General features: G+C 73.4%; 21 protein-coding genes. 8 read left to right on the top strand and 13 right to left on the bottom strand.

The genetic code is table 11. The features are described from left to right. Window positions 1-5: 5 nt before the first annotated feature. The 8 genes from AW16_RS0108495 to AW16_RS0108460 form a co-directional block, all read right to left on the bottom strand. Complete coding sequence (locus AW16_RS0108495) at window positions 6-1664, bottom strand: succinic semialdehyde dehydrogenase (RefSeq protein WP_029289654.1); 1659 nt, start codon at window positions 1662-1664, stop codon at window positions 6-8. Between the two features lie 19 nt (window positions 1665-1683). Further along, window positions 1684-3363: a phosphoenolpyruvate--protein phosphotransferase gene (ptsP, locus tag AW16_RS0108490; protein ID WP_029289652.1), complete on the bottom strand. Its 1680-nt coding sequence runs from the start codon at window positions 3361-3363 to the stop codon at window positions 1684-1686. Next, window positions 3363-3632 carry an HPr family phosphocarrier protein gene (locus AW16_RS0108485; protein ID WP_029289650.1) on the bottom strand — a complete coding sequence of 90 codons (270 nt, stop codon included), beginning with the start codon at window positions 3630-3632 and terminating at the stop codon, window positions 3363-3365. Before AW16_RS0108485 ends, ptsP begins: the two co-directional genes overlap by 1 nt. A gap of 89 nt (window positions 3633-3721) precedes the next feature. Then, on the bottom strand, window positions 3722-4699 hold the full coding sequence (locus tag AW16_RS0108480) for a 1-phosphofructokinase family hexose kinase (RefSeq protein WP_029289649.1): 978 nt from the start codon (window positions 4697-4699) through the stop codon (window positions 3722-3724). Between the two features lie 60 nt (window positions 4700-4759). Next, window positions 4760-5197, bottom strand: a complete 438-nt coding sequence (locus tag AW16_RS0108475; protein WP_029289647.1) for a PTS sugar transporter subunit IIA — start codon at window positions 5195-5197, stop codon at window positions 4760-4762. Next, window positions 5194-6786, bottom strand: a complete 1593-nt coding sequence (locus AW16_RS0108470) for a PTS mannitol transporter subunit IICB (protein WP_029289645.1) — start codon at window positions 6784-6786, stop codon at window positions 5194-5196. Before AW16_RS0108470 ends, AW16_RS0108475 begins: the two co-directional genes overlap by 4 nt. Window positions 6787-6847: 61 nt before the next feature. Next, the gene (locus AW16_RS0108465) at window positions 6848-7888 is read right to left on the bottom strand and encodes a zinc-dependent dehydrogenase (protein ID WP_029289643.1); all 1041 of its coding nucleotides are present in this window, start codon (window positions 7886-7888) and stop codon (window positions 6848-6850) included. A gap of 59 nt (window positions 7889-7947) precedes the next feature. Beyond that, the gene (locus AW16_RS0108460) at window positions 7948-8709 is read right to left on the bottom strand and encodes a DeoR/GlpR family DNA-binding transcription regulator (RefSeq protein WP_029289641.1); all 762 of its coding nucleotides are present in this window, start codon (window positions 8707-8709) and stop codon (window positions 7948-7950) included. Between the two features lie 208 nt (window positions 8710-8917). On the opposite strand from AW16_RS0108460, the gene AW16_RS0108455 reads away from it, so the two are divergent. From AW16_RS0108455 to AW16_RS0108440, 4 genes are all read left to right on the top strand, one after another. Beyond that, a complete protein-coding gene (locus AW16_RS0108455) occupies window positions 8918-9994 on the top strand; it encodes an iron-siderophore ABC transporter substrate-binding protein (protein WP_029289639.1) in 1077 nt (358 codons plus the stop codon). A gap of 7 nt (window positions 9995-10001) precedes the next feature. Continuing rightward, window positions 10002-11054 (top strand): iron ABC transporter permease, encoded by a 1053-nt coding sequence (locus AW16_RS0108450; RefSeq protein WP_029289637.1) that lies wholly within the window; start codon window positions 10002-10004, stop codon window positions 11052-11054. Continuing rightward, the gene (locus AW16_RS0108445) at window positions 11051-12112 is read left to right on the top strand and encodes an iron chelate uptake ABC transporter family permease subunit (RefSeq protein ID WP_029289635.1); all 1062 of its coding nucleotides are present in this window, start codon (window positions 11051-11053) and stop codon (window positions 12110-12112) included. The genes AW16_RS0108450 and AW16_RS0108445 overlap by 4 nt, the downstream gene beginning before the upstream one ends. 83 nt (window positions 12113-12195) lie before the next feature. Then, window positions 12196-12990, top strand: a complete 795-nt coding sequence (locus AW16_RS0108440) for an ABC transporter ATP-binding protein (protein ID WP_081861549.1) — start codon at window positions 12196-12198, stop codon at window positions 12988-12990. 79 nt (window positions 12991-13069) lie between these two features. Here AW16_RS0108440 and AW16_RS0108435 read toward each other — a convergent pair whose 3' ends face one another. Then, a complete protein-coding gene (locus AW16_RS0108435) occupies window positions 13070-14194 on the bottom strand; it encodes a GuaB3 family IMP dehydrogenase-related protein (RefSeq protein WP_029289631.1) in 1125 nt (374 codons plus the stop codon). Between the two features lie 180 nt (window positions 14195-14374). On the opposite strand from AW16_RS0108435, the gene AW16_RS0108430 reads away from it, so the two are divergent. Next, the gene (locus AW16_RS0108430; protein ID WP_029289629.1) at window positions 14375-15094 is read left to right on the top strand and encodes an exonuclease domain-containing protein; all 720 of its coding nucleotides are present in this window, start codon (window positions 14375-14377) and stop codon (window positions 15092-15094) included. 14 nt (window positions 15095-15108) lie between these two features. Here the strand turns inward: AW16_RS0108430 and guaB are convergent, their stop codons facing one another. The 3 genes from guaB to AW16_RS0108415 form a co-directional block, all read right to left on the bottom strand. Next, entirely contained in the window at window positions 15109-16608 is a 1500-nt protein-coding gene (gene guaB, locus AW16_RS0108425) for an IMP dehydrogenase (RefSeq protein ID WP_029289627.1), read from the bottom strand. Between the two features lie 43 nt (window positions 16609-16651). Then, the gene (locus AW16_RS0108420) at window positions 16652-17305 is read right to left on the bottom strand and encodes a response regulator transcription factor (RefSeq protein ID WP_029289625.1); all 654 of its coding nucleotides are present in this window, start codon (window positions 17303-17305) and stop codon (window positions 16652-16654) included. Between the two features lie 148 nt (window positions 17306-17453). Further along, complete coding sequence (locus AW16_RS0108415; protein ID WP_231495982.1) at window positions 17454-18410, bottom strand: MerR family transcriptional regulator; 957 nt, start codon at window positions 18408-18410, stop codon at window positions 17454-17456. A gap of 286 nt (window positions 18411-18696) precedes the next feature. On the opposite strand from AW16_RS0108415, the gene AW16_RS0108410 reads away from it, so the two are divergent. Continuing rightward, complete coding sequence (locus AW16_RS0108410) at window positions 18697-18993, top strand: WhiB family transcriptional regulator (protein WP_029289621.1); 297 nt, start codon at window positions 18697-18699, stop codon at window positions 18991-18993. A 114-nt stretch (window positions 18994-19107) separates the two neighbouring features. On the opposite strand, the gene groES is transcribed toward AW16_RS0108410, so the two are convergent. Beyond that, on the bottom strand, window positions 19108-19404 hold the full coding sequence (gene groES, locus AW16_RS0108405) for a co-chaperone GroES (RefSeq protein WP_029289619.1): 297 nt from the start codon (window positions 19402-19404) through the stop codon (window positions 19108-19110). A 258-nt stretch (window positions 19405-19662) separates the two neighbouring features. Between groES and AW16_RS0108400 the strand changes: the two genes are divergently transcribed. Both AW16_RS0108400 and AW16_RS0108395 read left to right on the top strand, forming a co-directional pair. Continuing rightward, window positions 19663-20835: a class I SAM-dependent methyltransferase gene (locus AW16_RS0108400; protein ID WP_029289617.1), complete on the top strand. Its 1173-nt coding sequence runs from the start codon at window positions 19663-19665 to the stop codon at window positions 20833-20835. Further along, the gene (locus tag AW16_RS0108395; RefSeq protein ID WP_029289615.1) at window positions 20835-21983 is read left to right on the top strand and encodes a glutamate--cysteine ligase; all 1149 of its coding nucleotides are present in this window, start codon (window positions 20835-20837) and stop codon (window positions 21981-21983) included. The genes AW16_RS0108400 and AW16_RS0108395 overlap by 1 nt, the downstream gene beginning before the upstream one ends. The last annotated feature ends 204 nt before the right edge of the window (window positions 21984-22187 follow it).

The raw sequence follows: 22187 nt of genomic DNA, 5'->3' as shown, positions 1-22187 counted from the left end.
CCCGCTCAGGGCAGGCGGGCGGCCTTCATCGCGCGCAGCAGCTCGCCGTAGACCTGCGGCCACACCTCGCGGCCGAGGCCGAACAGCCGGTTCAGGCCGATGCTCGGGCCACGGTTCCCGACGAGCCCGTGCACGCCGCGCTGCACGCCGATCGTCTGCAGCCGCGTGGTCTCCCACAGCCCCTCGCGCCCGTGCCGCGCGCCCATCCCGGAAGCGCCGACGCCGCCCTGCGGTGCGCCGACCGAGCCCCACGTCGCGACGTAGCCCTCGTTGACGTTGACCGAGCCCGAGCGCACGCGCGCCGCGAGCGCGGCACCCCGCCGTGCGTCCGCGGTCCAGATGCTCGCGTTCAGGCCGTACTCGGTGTCGTTCATCGCGGCGACCGCCTCGTCGTCGGACGCGACGCGGTACAGGGCGACCACCGGACCGAAGGTCTCCTCACGGTGCAGACGCGCCTCGGTGGGCACGTCGGCGAGGATCGTCGGCTCGTAGAACCACGGGCCGAGGTCCGTGCGGTGCACCCCGCCGGCCAGCACGGTCGCGCCGTGCCCGATCGCGTCCTCGACGTGCTCGACGACGGTCGCGAGCTGCGCCGCCGACGTGAGCGAGCCGACGTCCGATCGGTAGTCGAGCCCGGCGCCGAGGACCAGCTCACGCGTGCGGCGTACGAACGCGGCGGCGAACTCGTCGTACACCTCCTCGCGCACGTAGACGCGCTCGATCGAGACGCACACCTGCCCGGTGCCGACGAAGCACGCGCGTACCGCACCCTCGGCGACGACCTCGACGTCCACGTCGTCGGCGACGTACATCGGGTTCTTGCCGCCGAGCTCGAGCGTCGCGGGGACCAGCAGGCCGCCGGCCTGCGCACCGACCACGCGGCCGGTGCGCGTCGAGCCCGTGAACGACACGTGGTCGACGTTCTCCACGACGGCGCCGCCGACGTGCGGGCCGTCGCCCACGACGACCTGCAGCAGCCCGGCGGGCAGGCCCGCCTCCTCGAGCTGCTCGGCCGCCCACAGCGCGGTCAGCGCCGTCTGCGGGTCGGGGCGCAGGATCACCGCGTTGCCCGCGACGAGCGCCGGGATCACGTCGCCGATCGTCAGCGTCAGCGGGAAGTTCCAGGGCGCGATGATGCCGACGACGCCGACCGGGTGACGCAGCACTCGCACGCTCGTCAGCCCGGGCACGAGCCCGCCGACGCGGCGCGGCGCGAGGTAGCGCCGGGCGCGCGCGACGTAGTGCCGCGCGACGAGGGCGATGTCGCACACCTCCTCGAAGGCCGACACACGCGCCTTGCCGTTCTCGAGCTGGATGAGGTCGAGCACGTCGCTCTGCCGGTCGAGCACGAGGTCGTGGAAGCGCGCGACCACCGCGGTGCGCTCGCGCAGCGGACGGGCGACCCACAGCCGCTGGGCCGCGCGTGCCTCGCGGGCCGCACGCACCACGTCGTCGGGGGTGGACATCGGCACGGCAGCGATCGGCGCGCCCGTGTACGGAGCGTGCGAGACGTGCGTCGCGGCGCCCGGCGAGGCGACGACGCGTTCGAGCAGGGTGCGCACGTCGTCGGGCTCGAGCACGTACGTCGCGAGCGGGTCGGTCTCCGGGTCGTGCAGCTCGGCGGGCAGGTTCTTCCCGGCGTCGCCGGACGGTTCGTGCGCCATGCGCGTCAGGGTACGCGCGTCACAGCGCCAGGCTGGCGACCACGCCGGGGTCCGCGAGAGACCGCACGGCGGCCCGCGCGTCGTGCGCCGTGCGGGCCGCGAGGGCCGCCTCCGCCGCCGTACGGCACTCCTGGAGAGTGTGGGACCGCAGCGCGTACCGCACCGCGGGGACGGCACCCAGGCTCATCGACAGGCTCGTCACGCCGAGCCCGGTCAGCACGAGCGCCATGAGCGGGTCGGCGGCCGACTCGCCGCACACACCGGCGGAGCGGTCGGCCTCGCCGGCCGCGCGCGCCGTCGTCGCGACGAGCTCGAGCACGGCGGGCTGCCACGGGTCGAGCAGGTCGACGAGCGTGCCACGCAGGCGGTCGGTCGCCATCGTGTACTGCGCGAGGTCGTTGGTCCCGATCGAGACGAAGTCCGCGACGTCCAGCACGTCGCGTGCGCGCAGCGCGGCGGCCGGCACCTCGACCATGACGCCGACGGGCCCGCTCAGCCCGGCGTCGCGGGCGGTCGCGACGAAGTCGGCCGCCTCCTGCGCCGTCGAGATCATGGGAGCCATGACCCACGGCGTGGTACCCGTGACCTCGGCCGCGCGCGCGAGTGCCTCGAGCTGGGTGCGCAGCAGCTCCGGGACACGACGCACGAGGCGGTACCCGCGCACCCCGAGGGCGGGGTTCTCCTCGTCGGGCTGGGTCGCGAACGCGAGCGGCTTGTCGGCCCCCGCGTCGAGCGTGCGCACGACGACCTTGCCACCGGCGAACGCACCGAGCACCTCGGAGTAGACCGCCACCTGCTCGTCGAGCGTCGGTGCCGTGGCGCTCTCGAGGAACAGCACCTCGGTGCGGAACAGGCCGACGCCCTCGACTGCGTGCCCCGCGGCGCGGTGCGCGTCCTGCGGCGTGCCGATGTTCGCGAGGAGCTTGACGGCGTGGCCGTCCTTCGTCGCCCCCGGCGCGGTGTCCTGCGCGAGGCTGCGTGCCGCCTCGGTGCGCACTCGGGCCTCGTCGCGCACGGCGGGGTCGGGGTCGAGCACCACGGTGCCCGCGGCGGCGTCGACCGCGACCTCGGCGCCCACCGGGACCTGCATCACGCCGGTGGCGCGCACCACGCACGGGATGCCGAGCTGGCCCGCGATGATCGCGGTGTGCCCGGTGGGGCCGCCGTGCTGCGTCACGATCGCGAGCACCTTCTCGACGTCGAGCACCGCGGTGTCCGCGGGCGCGAGGTCGGAGGCGACGACGACGCTCGGGCGGTCGAGCGCCGGGACACCCGGCTCGTCGAGCCCGAGGAGCTCGGCGACCACCCTGTCGCGCACGGACCGCAGGTCGGTGACGCGTTCGGCGAGCATGCCGCCCGCGGCGGTGAACATGTCCACGAACCGGGCGACCGCCCGGTCCACCGCCTCCGCCGGGCTCTCGCCCGCGTCGACCCGTCGCGTGGCCTCACCACGCAGTGCGGGGTCCTGCGCCATCTGAGCGGTCGCTGCGAGCACGTCCGCGAGCGCGCCGGTGGCGGCCTGCGCGCGAGCCGTCAGGAGCTGTGCGACGCGGTCGAACGCGGGCACCAGGTCGTCCGGGCTCCCGCCGCCGTCCGCCGGGAGCGTCGGAGACGGGTACGCCTTGGCGACAGGCCCGACGACGAGCCCCCGTCCGACGCCGACGCCCTGGAACGTGTGCGCGTCCGCCGCGACGGACATCACTCGTCGTCCAGGTCGCGCGCGAGGAGCTCTGCGAGCTCGTCGAGCACCCGGTCGGCGTCGGGACCGTCGGCGGCGAGGACGACCTCGTCGCCCTGGGCCGCCGTCAGGGTCATGACGAGCAGCATGCTGGCGGCGTCGACCGGAGCACCCCCCGGCTTGGCGATCGTGACGGGCACGCCGGCGGAGCCCGCGGCCTGGGCGAGGAGCGTGGCGGGACGGGCGTGCAGCCCCTGGCGCGAACCGATCGCGACGGTGCGTTCGGGCATCGTGGTCCTCCTTCGTGCGGGTACTGGTACAGGTGCTGGTACGGCTCGGGGTACGGGGTCGTGCGTGCGCGCGCGGCGGGCCACGGCGGTCAGCCGGTGGCGACCGGCGCGAGGTCGCGGGGCAGCGCGTCCGCGGGGGGATCCGGGACGACGCGCACGGCCGCGAGGTCGAGGTCGTCGGGACCGGGCGCCGCGCTGCCCGGGAGGGAGACCGCCGCGCGCCCCCACGCGACCGCCGTGCGCAGACGCTCGGCGGGCGCGCCGTCCGCCGACAGGAAGCCGGCGAGCGTGCAGTCGCCCGCGCCGACCGTGCTGCGCGGTACCAGGGGCGGTCCCCCGGCCCACCAGGTCCCGTCCGGCGTGACGAGCAGGGCGCCGTCGGGGCCGAGAGACACGAGCACGCGACGGTGCCCCTGCCCCAGCACGGAACGCGCCCCGTCCGCGACTCCGCCGACGGTCGTCGGCGTGTGCCCGAGCAGGTGCCACAGCTCCTCGAGGTTCGGCTTGAGCAGGTCGGTGCCCCCCGCGGCGACCGTGCCGGCGAGATCGTCTCCCGAGGCGTCGACCGCGACCGCGACCCCCCGCGCCCGTGCCGCCGCCACCAGCCGGGGGTACAGGTCCTCGCCCGCGCCCTCGGGCACGCTCCCGGCGAGGACCAGCCAGCTGGACGGGTCGTCGCGGACGGCGTCGAGCTCGAGCTCGACCGCCGCCACCAGGGCCGACACCTCGTCCGCGGCGAGCCGCGGACCTGCGGCGTTGACCTTGGTCGTCACGCCCGACGCGTCGACGACCGCGACGTTGCTGCGCGTCGAGCCGCCCAGCGCCACGGCGTGGACCTCGACGTCGAGCGCCCGCAGCAGCACCGAGAGCTCGATGCCGTCCGCACCGCCCAGCGGCAGCACCGCACGCGTGGCGACGCCGTGGCGGGACAGCGCGCGCGACACGTTGATGCCCTTCCCGCCCGGGTGCACGTGCGTGCCGCTGGCGCGGTTGACCTCCCCGACGGCGAGCGACGGCACGTCGAACGTGCGGTCCAGGCTCGGGTTCGGTGTGACGGTGACGATCAACGTGGCTCCTCGTCGGACGGGTACCGGTGCAGGCGTGGGCTCACCTGAGGTGGGTTCGGCTCAGTCGGTGTTGACCGCCTGCAGGACGTCGAGCAGCTCGTCCTGCGTCCCGGCGTCGAGCACGCGCCGTGCCTCGTCCTGGTCGGCGAACACCACGGCGATCTTGCCGAGGATCCCGAGGTGCTCGTCGCCGACGCCCGCGATCCCGACGACGACGCGCACCGGGTTGCCGCCCCAGTCGATCGGCGCGTCGTACCTGACGAGGCACACGGCCGAGCGGACGATCTCGTCCTTCGCCTCGTTGGTGCCGTGCGGGATCGCGAGGTCGTTGCCCATGTAGGTCGACACCGAGCGCTCGCGTGCGTGCATCGCCGAGACGTACGCGTCCGTGACCGCACCCGCGCCGACGAGCAGCGCACCGGCCTCGTCGATGGCCTCCTCGCGCGTCGTCGCCCGGCCGTGGGGCACGACGAGGTCGCGCGACAGGATCTCCGTCATGACGCCCCCTGACCGACGCCGTCGGCCGCCTGCGACGCCTTGGCCTGCGCGACGACCTCGTCGTACACCGGGCTGTTCATGAAGTTGTCGACGGAGACGTGACGCGACCCCGGTGCCCGCAGCCGTGCTCGGTCCGTGAGCTCGCGCTGGCTGATCACGAGGTCCGCGTCGTCCTCGAGGTTCGCGACGGCCTTGTTGACGACCGTGACGCCCTCGACCCCGGCCTTGCGGAGCTTGTCGCGCAGCACGCTCGCGCCCATCGCGCTCGAGCCCATGCCCGCGTCGCACGCGAACACGATCGAGCGGATCGGCGCCGCGTGCCCGCCGGCCGCCTGCGCCTCCTCGGCACGCAGCGCCGACAGCGCCGCCGAGGACCTGCCCTTGTTCGCCTCGGTCGCAGCGATCGCCGCCTCGAGGTCGCCGCTCTGACCCGCGGCGAGGTCCCGCTTGCGGGTGGCCCGCAGGATGACCGCCGAGACGAGGAACGACACGAGCGCGGCGAGGAACACCGACAGCGTCACGCCGAGCCAGCTGCCCTTGGCGGTCTGCGCGTACACCGCGAAGATCGAGCCGGGTGCCGCGGGACCGACGAGCCCCGAGCCGAACACGACGTTCGTCGCGATGCCCGTGGCGCCACCGGCGATGGCGGCCACGATGAGCGCCGGCTTCATGAGCACGAACGGGAAGTACACCTCGTGGATGCCACCGAAGAACTGCACGATGATCGCGCCCGGTGCGGTCGAGCGCGCTGCGCCGACGCCGAGCAGCGTGTAGGCGAGCAGGATGCCCAGGCCCGGCCCGGGGTTGGCCTCGACGAGGAACAGGAGCGACTTGCCCTGCTCGGTGACCTGCTGTGCGCCGAGCGGCACGAGCACGCCGTTGCCGATCGCGTTGTTGAGGAACAGCACCTTGGCCGGCTCCACGATGATGCTCATCGCGGGCAGCAGGTGGTTGTCCGACAGCCAGCTCACGATGTCGCCGAGCCACGCGCTGATGTGCGTCACGATCGGGGCGATGCCGAAGAACGCCCCGATCGACAGCGCTCCCCCGACGATCGCCGCCGAGAACATGTTGACGAGCATCTCGAAGCCGGGCCTGATCTTGCCGTCCCAGATGCTGTCGACCTGCTTCATGACCCATGCGGCCAGCGGGCCGACGATCATCGCGCCGAGGAACATCGGCACGGTCGAGCCGACGATGACGCCGACGGTCGCGATCGTCGCGACCACCCCGCCGCGCTCGCCGTAGACCATGCGTCCGCCGGAGTTCGCGATCAGCAGGGGAAGCAGGAACGTGACCATCGGGCCGACGAGGCCGAGGTACTGGTGGAACGTCGTCCCGTCGTCGGCCTGGACGAGCTGCGTCGCGGCACCCTGCCAGGCGCCGGCCGCGTCCGCGTTGCCGAACCCGCCGAGGATGCCGTTGGGGAACCAGCCCACCGCGATGAACAGCGCGGTGATGAGCCCCCACGCGAGGAATGCGGGGAGGTTGGGCATGATCATGCCCGTCAGGAACGCCCCGAACCTCTGGAGGCGGACCTGCGCGGTCTTGCCGCGCGTCGCGGTCGGTGCGACTGCTGCTGTGGCCATGTGCGGCTCACACTCCACTCTTGGTGATCGTCGTTGATCTGCCAGGTAACGCGTGCGCCCCTCAGGGCTCGATGGTGACCTTGATGCCGGCGCCCGAGCGCACGACCTCGATGCCCTCGGCCACCTGGTCCAGCGGCAGGCGGTGCGTGATGAGATCGGCGACGGGCACGCTCCCGTCGGCGATCAGCGCGAGCGCCTGCTTGTTGTGCTGCGGGCTCGATCCGTTGGCACCCATGAGCATGAGCTCCTTGTAGTGCACGACGTTCGAGTCCAGGGTGATCGTCGGCCGGTCCTTGGGGAGGCCGCCGAACAGCGAGAACCTGCCGCGCGGGGCGAGCATCTGCAGCGCCTGCTCCTGGGCGGCACCGGACGCGGCTGCGGTGATGACGACGCTCGCGCCCTTGCCCCCGGTGAGCTCGCGCACCGCCTCGACCGGGTCGGTCTCCGCCGAGCAGATCGCGGCGTCCGGCTGCACGACGGCGGCGGCGAGGTCGAGACGCTCGCGGCTGAGCTCGACGAGGTACACCTGGGCGGCGCCCCGGGCACGCGCGAGCCGCACGTGCAGGCACCCGATGGGGCCGGAGCCGACGACCACGACGACGTCGCCGTCGTGCACGTCGATGAGCTCCTGCGCGTTGATCGCGCACGCGAACGGCTCCGCGACGGACGCCTCCGCGTAGGAGACGTTCTCGGGGATGCGGTTGAGGCCGTCCACGGCCAGGACCTCGGCCGGGACGACGGTGTAGGGCGCGAAGCCCCCGTCGAAGTCGTAGCCCATCGACACCTGGTTCGGGCAGATCGTCATCAGGCCGGCGGTGCAGTACTCGCACCGGCCGCACGGGATCGCGGCGATGACCTGCACGCGGTCGCCTGCGCTCCAGCCCTCGACACCCGCGCCGACCTCGACGACCTCGCCGGCGATCTCGTGGCCCATGACGCGCGGCGGCCGGATGCGCAGGTGGCCCGCCTGCGAGATCTTGACGTCGGTGCCGCACATGGAGCACGCACGGACGCGCAGCTTGACCTCACCGGGTCCGGCCGTCGGCTCGGGGGCGTCCTCGAGCCGCACGTCGCCGGGGGCGTAGAAGCGGAAGACCTTCATCGTTCTCCTTCGCTCGTCGCGCCGCCGTCGGCACGACCTGGGTGGTGAGGGCGGTGCCGTCAGGCGCGCACGACGCGCGGCCCTGCGGACTCGATCTCCTCGGTGGTCTCGTTGTCGAGGCCGGTGTCCGTGATGAGCGTGTCGACGACGCCGAGCGGCGCGACGATGGCCAGGTCCGAGCGGCCGACCTTGCTGTGGTCGGCGAGCACGACGGTGCGGCGCCCGGCGGCGACGAGGGCGCGCTTGACCGCGGCCTCGGCGAGGTCGGGAGTCGTGAGGCCGTTCTCGACCGTGAGCCCGTTGGTGCCGAGGAACGTGACGTCGACCCGCACGTCCGCGAGCGCCCGCACGGCCCAGTCGCCGACGCCCGCCAGCGTGCGGCCGCGGATCGTGCCGCCCACGAGGTGCAGCGTGACGTTGGGCCGCGAGGCGAGCACCGTCGCGACGGGGAGCGCGTGGGTGACGACGATGATCTCCCGGTCCTGCGGGAGCATCTCCGCGAGGCGGACGGTGGTCGTGCCCGCGTCGAGGATCACGGCGCCGCCGTCGGGGAGCTCTTCGAGCGCTGCCCGTGCGATCCGGTCCTTCTCGCCCGCGAGCATGCGCTCGCGGTCCGCGAGCCCGGGCTCGAACCCGAGCCGCTCGACGGGGATCGCACCGCCGTGCACCCGGCGCACCAGCCCGTGGCGCTCGAGGACCGTGAGGTCGCGGCGGATCGTCTCGGGGGTGACGTCGAGCGAGGCGGCGAGGCCGGCGACGTCGACGCGCCCGTCGGCGCGCGCCGCCGCGAGGATCTTCTGGTGCCGCTCCTGTGCGTACACGTGCGCTCCGTCGTCTCGTGGACCGGATCGGGTGATCCATCCGCCTCGGTTCGACATCGTGCTCCGCTTCGCGGGCGCCTGTCAACACACCCGGGCAGAAACGGGCGCAAGCAAATGTTGGATCGGGCTGTGACCTAGGTCCGCTTGGAACGTGCCGTGCGCACGCATAAGGTGAGCCTCGCCTAACAGTCGACCCCAGAGGACTCCGATGCGCCCCGCCCTGCCGCGCCCCGCCCGGTTCGCCGCCCTCGCCGCCGTCGCGGCGCTCGCCCTGACCGCCTGCTCGTCGGGCGGTTCCGACGACTCGGGCGCGACGGCCGGTGCGACCACACCCTCGGCCGGCGAGACCGCGGCGACCGCCCAGGCGTTCCCGGTCACGCTGAAGAACACCTTCGGCGACACCACGGTCCCCGCGAAGCCCGAGCGCGTCGCGACCGTCGCGTGGGCCAACCAGGACGTGCCGATCTCGCTCGGTGTCGTGCCCGTCGGGTTCGCCAAGCAGGCGTACGGCGACGACAACGGCGACGGCGTGCTGCCCTGGACGTTCGACGCCCTCAGCAAGCTCGGCGCGACCGGCGACAAGCTGCCCAAGCTGTTCGACGAGACGGCAGGCATCGACTTCGAGGGCGTCAACGACACCCAGCCCGACGTGGTCCTCGCCGCCTACTCGGGCCTGTCGAAGGACGACTGGACACAGCTCTCGGCCATCGCGCCGACCGTGTCGTTCCCCCGCGTCGCGTGGGCCACGACGTGGCGCGAGACCGCGCTGCTCGACGGCGAGGCCATCGGCCTCAAGACGCAGGCGCAGGCGAAGGTCGACGAGGTCGACAAGGTCATCGCGGACGCCGTCGCGGCGCACCCGGACATCGCCGGGAAGACGTTCGCCTACACGTGGATCGACAAGGCCGACAAGAGCAAGTTCTGGGTCTACACGCAGGACGACGCGCGCGTCGAGTACGTCGAGGACCTGGGCCTGAAGCTCGCCCCCTCGGTGACCGCGCTGTCGAGCGACAAGAAGTTCGCGGGCCAGCTGAGCGCGGAGAACGCCGACAAGCTCGCCGACGCCGACATCCTCGTCACCTACGGCGACGACAGCACGCTCGCGTGGCTGCAGAAGGACCCGCTGCTGTCGAAGATCCCCGCCGTCGCGCGCGGCTCGGTCGTCGTCGTGCCGGACAACTCCTCGCTCGCCGCGTCGACCTCCGGGCCGACCGTGCTGTCGATCCCGTGGGGCATCGACGACTACACCGACCTCTTCGAGGCCGCCGCCAAGAAGGTCCAGTGACCCTCGGGTGACGCTCACCGCCACACCGACGCCGGCCGCCCCCGCACGGGGGCGGTCGGCGTCGCTGCGCCGTCGACGCGTCGTCGGCCTGGTCGTGTGCGCCGCCGCGCTGCTGGTCATGGTCCTCGCGTCGTTCGCGTTCGGCTCACGCGTGGTGTCGTTCGGCGACGTCGTCGCGGGCCTGCTGCACCCCGACCCCACGAACATGTCCCAGGTCGCCGTGCACGCGCGCATCCCGCGCACGGTCGTCGGGCTGCTCGTCGGAGCGGCGCTCGGCATGGCGGGGACCCTCATGCAGGGGCTGACCCGCAACCCGCTGGCCGACCCGGGCATCCTCGGGATCAGCTCGGGCGCGTCGCTGTTCGTGGTCGTCGGCATCGCCTGGTTCGGGCTGACGTCGATCGACCAGTACGTCTGGCTCGCGTTCCTCGGCGCGGCCGCGACCGCGGCGCTCGTGTACGCGATCGGCTCGACCGGCCGCGAGGGGGCGACCCCCCTGAAGATCGCGCTCGCCGGGGCGGCGGTCACCGCCGCGCTCATGTCGCTCATCTCGATGGTGCTGCTCACGCGCATCGACGTGCTCGAGACGTTCCGGTTCTGGCAGGTGGGCTCGCTCGGCCGGGCCGACACCGCGCAGATCGTCGAGGTCGCGCCGTTCCTGCTGGTCGGGGCGGTCCTCGCGTTCGCGTCCGCGCGCGGTCTCGACGCGCTCGCGCTCGGGGACGACCTGGCGATCGGGCTCGGCCAGCGCACGGGCACGATCCGCGCGCTCGGCGGGCTCGCCGCCGTGCTGCTCGCGGGGACCGCCGTCGCGGTCGCCGGGCCCATCGCGTTCGTCGGGCTCGTCATGCCGCACCTCGCACGCACGTTCACCGGCCCGTCCCACCGCTGGCTGCTCCCGTACTCCGCGGCGTTCGGCGCGGCCCTGCTGCTGGGCGCCGACGTCGTGGGACGCGTCGTCGCACGCCCGCAGGAGCTCGAGGTCGGCGTCATGACCGCCGTCCTCGGCGCGCCCGTGTTCATCTGGATCATCCGTCGGCAGAAGGTGCGTGAGCTGTGAGCGCGGTGCTCGACCGCCCGGCCGCCGCGGCCCGCCCGGGGGCCGTGGTCGCGGCCGGCCGCCGCTCGCGGGTCCGGCGCTGGCGTCTCGTCGTCGCGGTGCTCGCGGTCGTCCTGCTCGCGGCCGTCGTCGTGACCCTGTGCGTCGGCGAGCGCTCCTACTCGATCGCCGACGTGGTGCGCGTCGTCCTCGGGCAGCACGTGCAGGGCGCGTCGTACACGGTCGGCCAGCTCCGGCTGCCGCGCGTGGTCGCGGGCGTGCTCGTCGGCATCGCGTTCGGCATGGGTGGCGTCGTGTTCCAGACGATGCTGCGCAACGCGCTCGCGAGCCCCGACATCATCGGGATCAGCGCGGGCGCGTCCGCCGCCGCGGTCCTGTCGATCACGGCGTTCGGCCTGTCGGGCCTCGTGCTCTCCGGCGTGGCCGTCGTCGCGGGCATCGGGGTCGCGCTCGCGATCTACGCGCTGTCGTGGCGCGGCGGCGTGCACGGGACCCGGCTCATCCTCATCGGCATCGCGGTGGGCGCGATGCTCGACTCGGTCGTCTCGTACGCGCTCACGCGCAGCGAGGTCTACCAGGTCAACGAGGCGCTGCGCTGGCTCACGGGGAGCCTCAACTCGGCCTTCTGGCCGGTCGTCGGGCCGCTCGCCGCCGCGATGGTCGTCCTGGTCCCGTGCGCATGGCTGCTGGCGCGCCGGCTCACCGCGCTGCAGCTGGGCGACGACGCGTCGACCGCGCTCGGCGTCCCCGCCGACCGGACACGTCTGCAGCTTCTCGTCGTCGCCGTCGCGCTCGTGTCGGTCGGCACCGCAGCGGCGGGCCCGATCGCCTTCGTCGCGTTCCTGTCCGGGCCGATCGCCCACCGCCTCGTGCGGGGCTCCGGGCCGCTGCTGTGGCCGTCCGCGCTCGTCGGCGCGCTGCTCGTCGTCGTCGGCGACTTCGCGGGTCAGCACCTGCTCGGCACCCGGTTCCCCGTGGGCGTCGTCACCGGCGTCCTCGGCGCCCCCTACCTGCTCTGGCTCCTCGCCAGGGCCAACCGCTCGGGAGCATCGCTGTGACCACCCCCTCCCCCCGCAGCACCCACACGCTCGCCGTCGACGCCGCGACCATCGGGTACGACGACCGCGTCGTCGTGCACGACATGACGCTCGAGGTCCCCCAGGGGCGGATCACGACGATCGTCGGCGCGAACGCGTGCGGCAAGTCCACGCTCCTGCGCGCGATGGCCCGCCTGCTGCGCACGACGAGCGGGCGGGTGCTGCTCGACGGCCGGCCCATCGACGAGATCCCCACGCGCGACGTGGCCGGCATCCTCGGGCTCCTCCCGCAGACGCCCGTGAGCCCCGAGGGCATCGCGGTCGCCGACCTCGTCGGCCGCGGCCGCTACCCGCACCAGGGCTGGTTCCGCCGTTGGACCGCTCAGGACGACGCGGCCGTCGAGGACGCGCTGCGCGCCACCGACACGCTCGCCCTCGCCGACCGGCCCATCGACGAGCTGTCCGGCGGCCAGCGCCAGCGCGTGTGGATCGCGATGGCGCTCGCGCAGGAGACCGACGTGCTGCTGCTCGACGAGCCGACGACGTTCCTCGACGTCGCGCACCAGGTCGAGGTGCTCGACCTGCTCACCGACCTCAACCGCGACCGCGGCACGACCGTGGTGATGGTGCTGCACGACCTGAACCTCGCGGCGCGCTACGCCGACCACCTGGTCGCGGTGCGCGAGGGCCGGCTCTACGCGCAGGGCACGCCGGCCGACGTCGTGACCGAGCAGATGGTCGCCGACGTGTTCGGGATGACGTCCCGCGTGGTGCTCGACGACGTGTCCGGGACGCCGCTCGTGCTGCCCGTGGGGCGGCACCACTCGGGTGCCGTGCGGCGCGACGACGGCGAGGGCGCCGCACCTCAGCGCCCGGTGCCGTCGGACGCCCTCATCTGACGGGTCCGGACAGCCCGGCGGGTCGTCGGTCCGGCTGGATCGGTGCGGCTGGATCGGTGCGGCTGGTCCGTGCGGCCGGTCAGTGCGGCTGGTACGGCGAGACGACGACCTCGACGCGCTGGAACTCCTTGAGGTCCGAGTAGCCCGTCGTCGCCATCGCCCTCTTGAGCGCGCCGACGAGGTTGAGCGTGCCGTCCGCGGTGTGACCGGGGCCGAACAGGATCTGCTCGAGCGTGCCCGCGGTGCCGACCTCGACGCGCTCGCCGCGCGGCAGGTGCGAGTGGTGCGCCTCGGGGCCCCAGTGGAACCCGCGCCCCGGCGCCTCGGTCGACCGCGCGAGCGCTGCGCCCAGCATCACGGCGTCGGCCCCGCACGCGACGGCCTTCACGAGATCGCCCGAGCGGCCCACGCCACCGTCCGCGATGACGTGCACGTAGCGGCCGCCCGACTCGTCGAGGTAGTCGCGCCGCGCGGCGGCCACGTCGGCGACGGCGGTCGCCATCGGCGCGTGGATGCCGAGCGAGGTGCGCGTCGTGTGCGCCGCTCCCCCGCCGAACCCGACGAGCACGCCCGCCGCGCCCGTGCGCATGAGGTGCAGGGCCGCGGTGTACGTCGACGCGCCACCGACGATGACGGGCACGTCGAGCTCGTAGATGAACCGCTTGAGGTTGAGGGGCTCCGCGCGCCCGGAGACGTGCTCGGCGGACACCGTGGTGCCGCGGATGACGAAGAGGTCGACACCGGCGTCGACGACCGTGCGCCAGTGCTCCTGCGTGCGCTGGGGCGAGAGCGCGCCCGCGACCGTGACGCCCGCCTCGCGCACCTGGCGCAGCCGCTCGGCGATGAGCTCAGGGCGGATGGGTGCCGCGTAGATCTCCTGCATGCGCGCGGTGGCACGTGCGGGGTCCAGCGTCGCGATCTCCTCGAGCAGCGAGCTCGGGTCGTCGTAGCGGGTCCACAGGCCCTCGAGGTCGAGCACGCCGAGGCCGCCGTGCCGCCCGAGCGCGACCGCGGTCTGCGGGCTCATCACCGAGTCCATGGGGGCCGCGACGACCGGGAGGTCGAAGTGGTACGCGTCGATCTGCCAGCCGACCGAGACCTCCTGCGGGTCGCGCGTGCGGCGCGAGGGCACCACGGCGACGTCGTCGAAGGAGTACGCGCGGCGACCGCGCTTTCCGCGGCCGATCTCGATCTCGTTGCTCACCCGCCCAGGCTACCGGGGCCGGTGCTCGAGCCCCGCACCGGTCCGCGGGTCCGCGCCACGCGGCGCCGCCTGCGGGGTCGTGTCGGTGGACGGTGCGATGCTGACGGCGGCCGGACGACGACGGGACGACGACCGGACGACGACCGGACGAAGAAGGACGAGACGGGAGGTGACGACGGCATGACGTGGACGGCGGGGCCGCTGCTCGGGTTCGACACCGAGACGACGGGCGTCGACGTCGACCACGACCGCATCGTCACCGCGGCCCTCGTGCGCCGCGACGCCTCGGGCACGCACGTGCGCACGTGGCTGATCGACCCGGGCGTCGAGATCCCGCAGGGTGCGTCCGAGATCCACGGCATCAGCACCGAGCACGCGCGCGAGTTCGGTGCGGCTCCGCGGGACGCGCTCGACGAGATCGCGACCCTGTTGGCCGAGGCGCTGCGCGGCGGCGTGCCCGTGGTCGCGTACAACGCCGCGTTCGACCTGTGCCTGCTGGACGCCGAGCTGCGCCGCCACCGCCTGCCCACGCTCCCGGACCGCCTGTGCTGCGACCCCCGGCCCGTGATCGACCCGCTGGTGCTCGACCGCGCCGCGGACCGCTACCGCAAGGGCAAGCGCAAGCTCGTCGACCTGTGCGCGCACTACGAGGTGCAGGAGCACGGCTCGCTGCACAGCGCGGACGTGGACGTCGTCGCGACGCTCGACGTCCTCGAGCGCATCGTCGACCGGTTCCCCGAGGTCGCGGCGCTCGACCTCGACGAGCTGCACGCCTACCAGGAGACGGCGCACCGCGCGTGGGCCGAGGGGTTCAACGCGTGGCGCGCCGAGCAGGGGCTCGACGGGCCTGGTGCGCACGCGTACTGGCCGGCACGCGAACCCGTCGGGACGCTCTGGTAGCCGCTTCGGGCCGGCTACCTCGAGTAGTTCGGCGCCTCGACCGTCATCTGGATGTCGTGCGGGTGGGACTCCTTGAGGCCCGCGGGGGTGATCCGGATGAACTTCCCCTTGGTCTGCAGCTCGGGGATGGTGTGCGCGCCGACGTAGAACATCGACTGGTGCAGACCGCCGACCAGCTGGTGCGCGACCGCGCCGAGCGGACCGCGGTACGGGACCTGCCCCTCGATGCCCTCGGGGACGATCTTCTCGTCGGAGGACACGTCGGCCTGGAAGTAGCGGTCCTTCGAGTACGAGACGCGCCCCCGTGACGCCATCGCGCCGAGCGAGCCCATGCCGCGGTAGTGCTTGTACTGCTTGCCGTTGACGAACACGAGGTCGCCGGGCGACTCGTCGCAGCCCGCGAGCAGCGAGCCGAGCATGACGGTGTCCGCACCGGCGACGAGCGCCTTGGCGATGTCGCCCGAGTACTGCAGGCCGCCGTCGCCGATGACCGGGACGCCGGCGGGCTTGCACGCGAGCGACGCGTCGTAGATCGCGGTCACCTGCGGCACGCCGACCCCCGCGACGACGCGCGTCGTGCAGATCGAGCCGGGCCCGACGCCGACCTTCACCGCGTCGGCGCCCGCGTCGACGAGCGCCTGCGCACCCTCACGCGTCGCGACGTTGCCGCCGATGACCTGCACGTGCCGCGTGCCCGGGTCGGTCTTGAGCCGCGTGACCATCTCGAGCATGAGCCGCGCGTGGCCGTTCGCGGTGTCCACGACGACGGCGTCGACGCCCGCCTCGACGAGTGCGGTCGCGCGCTCCCACGCGTCCCCGAAGAACCCGATGGCCGCACCGACGACGAGGCGCCCCTCGGCGTCCTTCGTCGCGAGCGGGTACTGCTCCGACTTCACGAAGTCCTTGACGGTGATGAGGCCCTGCAGGACGCCTGCCTCGTCGACGAGCGGCAGCTTCTCGATCTTGTGCTTGGCGAGCAGCGCGGCGGCGTCGTCACGAGCGATGCCGACGGGCGCGGTGACCAGCGGCATCGGCGTCATGACCTCGCGCACGCGGCGCGTGGCGAAATCGTCGCCCGGCACGAAGCGCAGGTCACGGTTGGTGATGATCCCCAGGAGGCGACGCTGCTCGTCGACCACGGGCAGGCCGGAGACGCGGTAGGTGCCGCACAGCGCGTCGAGCTCGGCGAGCGTCGCGTCGGGCGAGACCGTCACGGGGTCCGTCACCATGCCGGACTCGGAGCGCTTGACGCGGTCCACCTGGTGCGCCTGGTCGGCGATCGACAGGTTGCGGTGCAGGATGCCGATGCCGCCCTGGCGGGCCATCGCGATCGCCATGCGCGACTCGGTGACGGTGTCCATCGCCGCGGACAGCAGCGGCACGCGCACCGAGATCTCGCGCGTCAGCCGAGAGGTCGTGTCGACCTCGCTCGGGATGACGTCGGTCTCCCCCGGCAGCAGGAGGACGTCGTCGTAGGTCAGTCCGGTGCGGGCGAACGGGTCGTGGTCCGTCATCGGCCCAGGATACGTCCCCGCGGAGGGCCCGAAGGCCCGCGAGTCAGCGGATGAGACCGCCGCGCAGCCCGATCGCGACCGCCTGCGCACGGTCGTTCGCGCCGAGCTTGCGGAACAGCCTGCGAGCGTGCGTCTTGACGGTGTCCTCGGACAGGAACAGCTCCTGCCCGATCTGCGCGTTCGAGCGCCCGTTGCTCATCCCGACGAGCACCTCGATCTCGCGCTTGGTCAGCACGACCGGAGCGTCGAGCGCCTCCTGCGTGGAGTCGCCGAGCGGCGGCGGGGCAGGCTGCGGGACCTCGTGCACGGGGCGCGGACCGGTCGGGAGCACGGGGCTCGCGAGCACGTGCGCGGCGACCGCGGACAGCTCGGGACGGCCGACGTCGGGAGCGAGGAAGCCGCGAGCACCGAGCGCGAGCGCGCGGTCGAGTGCCGCGGAGTCGTCGGGAGAGGCGAGCAGCACGACCGCCGCACCCGGGGCGACGGCACGCAGCCGGCGGATCGCCTCGCTGGCACCGGGCGCCGCGATGTGCGCGTCGAGCAGCACGATCGTGGGCGGGATGCGGCGCGCGTGCGCCATGAGCTCGTCGACGCTCGCAGCCGCGCGGACCGGGCTGAGCGTGGGCACGCCGATGGACGTCACGACGAGTCGCTCGCGGACGACGGTCGAGCCGTGGCACACCACGACGCCTGCCATACGTGCTCCTCCTGGGACGGTCGACGAGACAGGCCTGACGGCCCTCTTCCGGGTATCGGCCCGACCGCAGGGCGACGTTAGCGCCCGCGCGAAAGAAATCGTCAAGAGGGCTTGACGGCGCCGGTTCCCAGGTCGTATGGGCGGATTGTCACGCCGCCGCGACCGCGAGCGTCTCGTGGAGCAGACCGGTGAAGCTGCGGGCACGGTGCACCGCGTGCCCGAGGGGCAGGTCCGCCGCGGCCGCGTCAGGCACCATGACGAACTGGGGCACGTCGGGTCGCTGCTCGGCGAGGTGCTCGACGACCGCGAGATCCGGGGCGCCCGAGGTGCAGATCGTGACGACCGCACGCGCGCGGGTCATCGTGACGAGCTCGGCGGTGTGCGCACCGCGCGCGGGGCCGCCGACGACGCGCGCGTCCACGCCGCCGGCCGCGAGCGCCGCTGCGAGCGCGTGCGCGACGAGCGGGCGCTCCTGGCCCGACGGGACGAGCACGAGGACGACCCCGGCCCCGCGCGGGAGCGGCACGCGGTTGGCGCGCAGCGCGTCGACGGCGGCCCCCTCGAGCGTGCGCACCGCGTCCGAGCCCGGCCGGTCGAGCACGACCCGACGACGCAGGTCCGCGAGCGCCGGCCCGACCCTCGAGGTCCACCAGTCGGCGACCGACGTCGACGGGTCGAGAGCGAGCAGCCGGGCGCACGTGGCGGCGTCGTCGACGAGAGCCGCGTCCACGAGCATCGACGGCGAGACGTCCGCCGGAGCGGGCGTGACGGTCACCGACGGCACGGTCGGCGACATGGCCGCGCGGGCCGCGTCGGCGGGCGCGACGCCGTCGAGCGTGAGCCGGCGCATCACGACGAGGCGCTCGACGTCCGCGGGCGAGTACCGACGGTGCGAGCCCGCGGAGTGCTCGCTGGGTCCGAGTCCGTAGCGCCGGTCCCACGTACGCAGGGTGGCCGGTGCGACGCCGAGGCGGCGGGCGACCGCCGCGACCGCGAGCGCCGGACCCGCCTCGTCCGGCGACGGCTCGGCCGACGTGACGGCGGCGCCGTCGCTCATCGTGCGCTCCGCCTCCGGCGCGGGCGGGCGCTCGGCGTGCGTGACCATGGCGCGATTCTGCCAGCCCGTGGCGCGATCGGCCCGCTCGTCCACGGTGCGTCGCGCTCGCCGCGGGCGTGAACGCCACGATCCGAGCGTTGCAGCACAGGCCGACAATCGATTCACGGGACCAAAGTCCGAACGGGTCTTGAACAACCTTTGGCGCGGTTGTAGCGTGCATCTCGTCGCTCCGCACCGATCGCTCGCGAACCCGTCGGGCAACGTGGCCGACGACCGCACGACCCGCCGGAGCACACCAGCTCACGCACAGCCCAGGAACACCCCAGGAGGAGCAATGGCCGAGATCTCGCGACTGCCCGGACCGGTGATGGACCTGTGGGAGTGGCAGTTCGACGGCGCGTGCCGCGACGCCGACCAGGACCTGTTCTTCCACCCGGAGGGCGAGCGGGGCTCGGCCCGTCGTCGTCGCGCCGAGGCCGCCAAGGCGATCTGCGCGACCTGCCCGGTGCTCAAGGAGTGCCGCGAGCAGTCGCTCCAGGTGCGCGAGCCCTACGGCGTGTGGGGCGGGCTTTCCGAGGACGAGCGCGCCGCCATCCTCAGCCGGCAGTCGGCCCGCCGCTCGGCGGTCTGAGCCGTACCACCCCCCGGCACCGAGGAGCCCAGGAAGACGAGAGGCCCTCCGTCCACTGCGGGACGGAGGGCCTTCGTCGTACCCGGCTCGGCCGGGCGTCATACCAGCGTCAGATCACTTGACGACGATCGCGAGGACGTCGCGCGCCGAGAGGATCAGGTACTCCTCGCCGGCGTACTTGACCTCGGTGCCGCCGTACTTCGAGTAGATCACCTTGTCGCCGACGGCGACGTCGAGCGGGATCCGGTTGCCGTTGTCGTCGACACGGCCGGGACCGACGGCCAGGACCTCGCCCTCCTGGGGCTTCTCCTTGGCGCTGTCCGGGATGACGAGGCCCGAGGCGGTCGTCGTCTCGGCGTCGAGCGTCTTGACGACGATCCGGTCCTCGAGGGGCTTGATGGAGACCGACACAGCGGACCTCCCCTTCGCGTGTGAGTGGTTCAGCGATTCGGGTGTCGCACCGTCGGGCCACCGTCGTCGCGGGTGCCGGGGCCTGTGGCGCGTTGGCACCCGCACGAGGCGAGTGCCAGTTCCTCACTCTAGGAACGCGTTAGCACTCGGTCAACCCGAGTGCCAGCCGTTCGCTCAGGGAAGACGACAGAGGGCCGACGAAGCGGGGCCGGGCCGGTGACGAGCGCGCGGAGCGCGGCCGCGTGCAAGGATCGGCGCGTGGACGCCGCCGGACTGACCGCGCTGCTCGCGCCCGAGGGGTGGGCGCTGCTGTCCGCGCTGCCGCCGTACGACGAGAAGCTCGCCATGCCCCTGTCCGAGCGGATGCGCGCCGAGGGTCTCGACCCCGTGCTCGTCGCGGCCGCCCTGACGCAGTCCCGGCTGCGGGCGCGCGCGCACGACAAGCTCGGCGACTTCGCCGACGGCATGCTGCTCACGCAGGCGGGCCTCGAGCAGGCGACCCGGCTCGAGGTCGCCGCGCACCACGCGCGCCGGTACCGCGACGCCGGGCTGGCGCACGTGGCAGACCTCACGTGCGGGATCGGCGCCGACTCCATGGCCCTCGCGGCGATCGGGCTGCGGGTCACGGCCTGCGAGGTCGACGAGATGACGGCCGCGATCGCGACCGTCAACCTCCGCCACTTCCCCGAGGCCACCGTGCGACACGAGGACGGGCTGGCCACCGACCTCGACGGCGTCGACGGGATCTACGCCGACCCGGCGCGCCGCACCTCGTCGGGCGCGCGGCTGTTCGACCCCGCCGCGTACGCTCCCCCGCTCGACGCGGTGCTCGCGCTGCGCTCGAGGGTCCCCGCGCTCGGGCTCAAGCTCGGGCCCGGTGTGCCGCACGCGGCGCTGCCGGCCGACGCGCACACGCAGTGGGTCTCGGTCGACGGGGACGTCGTCGAGGCGGGGCTGTGGTTCGGGCCGCTCGCGCCCGAGGGGCCCGGCCGCTCGGCGCTCGTGCTCGTCGGCGGCCAGGGCCACGTCGTCTCGGGGTCGACCGACCACCCCGACGCGCGGCCGCTCGGTGCCTACCTGTACGAGCCGGACGGTGCGGTGATCCGTGCGGGCCTCGTCGGCCGCACCGCCGCCGAGGTGCGCGGCGGGCTCGTCGACCCCACGATCGCCTACGTGACGTCCGACGAGCTGCACCCCGTCCCCACGGCGACCGCGTACCGCGTGCTCGACGACCTGCCGTTCGGGCTCAAGCGCCTGCGCTCCTACCTGCGCGAGCGCGGTGTCGGGAAGCTCACCATCAAGAAGAGGGGGACCGCCGTGGTTCCGGAGCAGCTGCGCCGCCAGCTCGACCTGAGCGGCGACGCGACGGGGACGATCGTCCTGACGCGGATCGCCGGGCAGCAGCGCGTGCTCGTGGTGGAGCCCGTCTGATGGCCGCGCCCGTCACGCTGCCCTTCGCGCAGTCCGAGCGCTCGACCGTCGGGATCGAGTGGGAGATCGCGCTCGTCGACGCCGACTCGGGTGACCTGCGGCAGGCCGCGGACACGGTCCTGGCGGCCGTGCGTCCCGACGACGGCACCGACCACCCCAACATCACGCAGGAGCTCCTGCGCAACACGATCGAGATCTCGTCGGGCAAGTGCCGGACCGTGGGCGAGGCCGGCGCGGACCTGCGCCGCGCGCTCGACGAGGTCGGCGAGGCGGCCGAGCCGCTGCGGATCGAGCTCATGGGCTCCGGGACGCACCCGTTCGCGCACTGGTCCAAGCAGAAGGTCAGCGACAAGCAGCGGTACGCGACGCTCATCGACCGGACGCAGTGGTGGGGTCGGCAGATGCTCATCTACGGCGTGCACGTGCACGTCGGGATCGAGGACCGCGCGAAGGTGCTGCCCCTGACGCGAGCGATGCTCACCGTGTTCGGGCACATCCAGTCGCTGTCCGCGTCGTCGCCGTTCTGGGCCGGCAAGGACACCGGGTACGCGTCCAACCGGGCGCTGCTGTTCCAGCAGCTGCCCACCGCGGGGCTGCCGTTCGGGTTCGACGAGTGGGGCCAGCTCGAGCAGTACGTCGGCGACATGATGCACACGGGCGTGATCGACCAGTTCGACGAGGTCCGCTGGGACATCCGGCCCTCGCCGCGGTTCGGGACGCTCGAGATGCGGATCGCCGACGGCGCCGCGAACCTGCTCGAGGTCACGGCGATCTCGGCGCTCACGCACTGCTTCGTCGAGCACTTCTCCACGATGCTCGACCGCGGCGAGACGCTGCCGACGATCCCGCCGTGGTTCGCGCAGGAGAACAAGTGGCGCTCCGCGCGGTACGGGATGGACGCGATCCTCATCACCGACGCGGCGGGCGACGAGGAGCTCGTCACGGACTCCGTCACGCGCTGGCTCGGCGACCTCGCACCCGTCGCGGAGCGGCTCGGGTGCTCCGAGGAGCTCGAACAGGTGCGCGTCATCCTGCGGCGCGGGGCCTCGTACCAGCGGCAGCGGGCCGTCGCACGGCGCAACGCAGGCGAGCTGGATGCGGTGGTGCGCTCGCTCGTCGCGGAGATGAAGGCAGGCAAGCCGCTGTAGGGCGGGCCCGTCTCTGCCCGTGACGAGCTCGGCATGGTCGAGGGGCTGGCGCAGGGCCGTTGGTCGAGCCGTCCACAGGCTTGTGGTTGTGGATAACCCTGTCGGTGTTTGTGCTGGTCAGGTGCCATTTTGGGGTTGACCCGGGGTGTCCGGTTCGGGTAGATTCATACGCATGTTCGAAGTCCCTGGATCGCCTCGTGAGGG

Source organism: Cellulomonas sp. HZM, from assembly GCF_000708885.1.
Taxonomy (GTDB): Bacteria; Actinomycetota; Actinomycetes; order Actinomycetales; family Cellulomonadaceae; genus Cellulomonas.
This window is presented reverse-complemented; position numbering and strand designations above follow the sequence as displayed.

Excerpts from the sequence above, each read along its gene's own strand:
- AW16_RS0108495 (WP_029289654.1), bottom strand. The coding sequence starts at position 1,664 with ATGGCGCACGAACCGTCCGGCGACGCCGGGAAGAACCTGCCCGCCGAG.
- ptsP (WP_029289652.1), bottom strand. The coding sequence starts at position 3,363 with ATGTCCGTCGCGGCGGACGCGCACACGTTCCAGGGCGTCGGCGTCGGA.
- AW16_RS0108485 (WP_029289650.1), bottom strand. The coding sequence starts at position 3,632 with ATGCCCGAACGCACCGTCGCGATCGGTTCGCGCCAGGGGCTGCACGCC.
- AW16_RS0108475 (WP_029289647.1), bottom strand. The coding sequence starts at position 5,197 with ATGACGGAGATCCTGTCGCGCGACCTCGTCGTGCCCCACGGCCGGGCG.
- AW16_RS0108470 (WP_029289645.1), bottom strand. The coding sequence starts at position 6,786 with ATGGCCACAGCAGCAGTCGCACCGACCGCGACGCGCGGCAAGACCGCG.
- AW16_RS0108465 (WP_029289643.1), bottom strand. The coding sequence starts at position 7,888 with ATGAAGGTCTTCCGCTTCTACGCCCCCGGCGACGTGCGGCTCGAGGAC.
- AW16_RS0108455 (WP_029289639.1), top strand. The coding sequence starts at position 8,918 with ATGCGCCCCGCCCTGCCGCGCCCCGCCCGGTTCGCCGCCCTCGCCGCC.
- AW16_RS0108440 (WP_081861549.1), top strand. The coding sequence starts at position 12,196 with ATGACGCTCGAGGTCCCCCAGGGGCGGATCACGACGATCGTCGGCGCG.
- AW16_RS0108430 (WP_029289629.1), top strand. The coding sequence starts at position 14,375 with ATGACGTGGACGGCGGGGCCGCTGCTCGGGTTCGACACCGAGACGACG.
- guaB (WP_029289627.1), bottom strand. The coding sequence starts at position 16,608 with ATGACGGACCACGACCCGTTCGCCCGCACCGGACTGACCTACGACGAC.
- AW16_RS0108420 (WP_029289625.1), bottom strand. The coding sequence starts at position 17,305 with ATGGCAGGCGTCGTGGTGTGCCACGGCTCGACCGTCGTCCGCGAGCGA.
- AW16_RS0108415 (WP_231495982.1), bottom strand. The coding sequence starts at position 18,410 with ATGGTCACGCACGCCGAGCGCCCGCCCGCGCCGGAGGCGGAGCGCACG.
- AW16_RS0108410 (WP_029289621.1), top strand. The coding sequence starts at position 18,697 with ATGGCCGAGATCTCGCGACTGCCCGGACCGGTGATGGACCTGTGGGAG.
- AW16_RS0108395 (WP_029289615.1), top strand. The coding sequence starts at position 20,835 with ATGGCCGCGCCCGTCACGCTGCCCTTCGCGCAGTCCGAGCGCTCGACC.